This window comes from Protofrankia sp. Cj3, from assembly GCF_917627355.1.
GTDB lineage: Bacteria > Actinomycetota > Actinomycetes > Frankiales > Frankiaceae > Protofrankia.
Genome location: NZ_CAKJTR010000065.1, coordinates 2,734 through 5,301, shown reverse-complemented (window position 1 = coordinate 5,301; position 2,568 = coordinate 2,734). Strand labels below are relative to the sequence as shown.

Annotated in this window: 2 protein-coding genes and 1 pseudogene; all 3 read left to right on the top strand. The window is 68.1% G+C overall.

Annotated features, from left to right (window positions below; all coding sequences use genetic code 11):
- Positions 1–321: pseudogene (locus MJ783_RS11125) on the top strand (hypothetical protein); the annotation flags it as partial.
- Positions 322–395: 74 nt separating this feature from the next.
- Entirely contained in the window at positions 396–1,313 is a 918-nt protein-coding gene (locus tag MJ783_RS11120) for a toll/interleukin-1 receptor domain-containing protein (protein ID WP_239310324.1), read from the top strand.
- 42 nt (positions 1,314–1,355) lie between these two features.
- Entirely contained in the window at positions 1,356–2,366 is a 1,011-nt protein-coding gene (locus tag MJ783_RS11115) for a tetratricopeptide repeat protein (protein WP_239310323.1), read from the top strand.
- Positions 2,367–2,568: the final 202 nt, after the last annotated feature.

The window sequence follows — 2,568 nt, the reverse complement described above, 5'->3', positions numbered from 1 at the left end:
TTGCCGGAGCCTCTAAGCCGCTCGAAGCGGATCGCGCGGGCGCTGGACGTGGCGCCGTCAGTGGTCGCGCCGCTGGTGCGCGCCGTCGCCGCCGAGGCCCAGACAAGCGCAGCCGAGCCCGCGGTCGTCGACTGCTGGGCCACCCTCCTTGTCGCCCGCCCCGACCGTTTCGACCGGCTCTCCGTGTCCGGCTTCCTGCCGGATGAAAAGTCTTTTTGTGATGTTCATGAAGATCCGTCGGGCTTCGCTGGCGTTGCTGTCGACGGTTGCTGTCAGATTCACCGCTCGATGCCCGGACCGGTGTCGGGATCAGCACGCTGAACGTGTGCGGCGGGTACGGCCGATGGTGGCTGATCGGCTGGTTTCTGCCGTGTTGGGTGATGGTGGCATGCTGGGTGGGTGACCGTGGGGGCAGCGAGGTTACCAGCCCGGATTTCTTCGTGTCGTATACGGGGAAGGACAGCGCCTGGGCGGAGTGGATTGCCTGGACGTTGAATGCCACCGGTTACCGGGTGGTGATCCAGGCGTGGGACTTCGGTCCGGGGTCGAATTTTGTCGATGAGATGCACCGGGCGCTCTCGTCCACACGGATGGCCGTGGTGCTGTCCACGGACTATCTGGCGTCGAGGTTCGCGTCCGCGGAGTGGCAGGCGGCCTGGCGGAATGATCCACTCGGTCGGGGGCGGAAGCTGGTGGTGTTCCGGGTGGAGGACTGCGACCCTCCGGGGCTGTTGGGGCCGATCGCAGCGGTGGACTTGTTCGGGGTGGAGCAGGAGACGGCCCGGGACCGGGTCGTGGCAGCCGCGCACTTTCCACCTGGCCCGCCGGATGCGGAGCCGGTTTTTCCGGGTGCTCGACCTGCTGTCGGGCCGGCTGTTGGTGCGGGGGTGGGAGTGGGAGTAGCTCCGGTCTTCCCGCCGGATCTCCCCGTGATGGGGGGTGTGCCGGCTCGGTTGGCGCATTTCGTCGGCCGTGACGCGTTGCTCGATCAGCTGCATGCCCGGTTGGCGGCGGCGGGGTCGGTCGCGGTGACCGCGGTGGCGGGGATGGGTGGGGTGGGGAAGACCGCGCTGGTGGTGGAGTACATCCACCGGTATGCACAGTTGTTTGACCGGGTGGGCTGGGTGCCGGCGGAGCAGCCGGAGCTGATCGGCGGCTTTCTGGCTGGGTTGGCCCCGGTGGTGGGGTTATCCGCTGAGACGGAGCCGGCGGTGGTGGTGGCGGCGTGGGCACGTCTGCCCCGGTCGCTGCTGGTGTTCGACAACGCCGACGACCCCGATGCGATCCGTGCGATCAAGGGTGTGCGGCCGTAGCCGGGGGCGGGCCGGCTGCTGGTGACTTCCCGGCGGCGGGGTTTGACCGCGCTGGGGACGATCGTCACGGTGCCGGTGCTGCCGCGGGGGGAGGCGATGGCCATGCTGGCTGGCCGGTTCCCGGCCATGGATCCGGTGGTCGCGGATCGGATCTGTGCCCTGTTGGGGGATCTGCCGTTGGCGGTGGAGCAGGCCGCGGGATATCTCGATCAGACCGGTACCCCACCGGGGGAGTACGCCGACCTCCTCGCCGGTCAGCTCGGTGACATGCTGGATGAGGGGGAGGTGACCGACCGGCCGGGGATGACGGTCGCGGTGTTGTGGGAGTTGTCGCTCCAGCGGTTGCGTGGTGAGTGTCCGGCCGCGGTGGAGCTGTTGGAGCTGTGGGCGTTGTGCGACCCGGAGAAGATTCCCCTCGGTCTGTTCGCGGAGCCGGCCAGGTTCGACGACGGACCGTTGAAGGACGCGGCCGGTAACCGGGCGCGCTGGGCGGCGACGACCGGCGCGCTGGTGGGGTACAGCCTGGCCCGCCGTGATCAGGATATGGTGGATGTGCACCGGCTGGTGCAGGCGGCGACCCGCCGGGCCATGAGCCCCACGGTGCGCACGGCGCGGGCCGGGACTCTGGTGCGGCTGCTGCGCGGCATCCTGCCCGAAGACATCATGCGGAACCCGGAGGCCTGGCCGGTGTGGCGGGTCTATCTCCCACATGTCATCGCCGTGCTGGGGCATACCGGCGCGGATGATGCCACGATTGACGGCCTGTCCTGGCTGTGTGACCGGACCGCGACCTACCTGCAGGAACACGCCCAGCCGGCTGCGGCACTGACGCTGTTCCACCGGGCGTTGGCGATTGCTGAGGTTGTTTACGGTCCCGATCACCCGGCCGTCTCCAACCGGCTGAACAACCTGGCGTCGACGTTGTGGGCCCTGGGTCGGGCTGGTGAGGCTCTTCCGCTGTTGCTGCGGGCGTTGGCGATCGCCGAGGCCGTCTACGGTTCCGAGCATCCGAGTGGCCAGACGATTCGATATAACCTCGATCAACTGGACTGAACGTGGCTATTCGGCGTGTGGTCATGAGTTACGCGGCCACGTGGTAGGCCTGGGCGAGCAAGGACTCCAGCGCTGCCTCGGTGTCATGACCGGCGTTGTGCACCACGTCGACGGACAACAGGACGTTGGGAAGGACAGTGATTAGTTCTGTGTACCGGCAGGACCGGTAGGCCTGCTTGGCACGGGCTACCGCCTGGCTTAG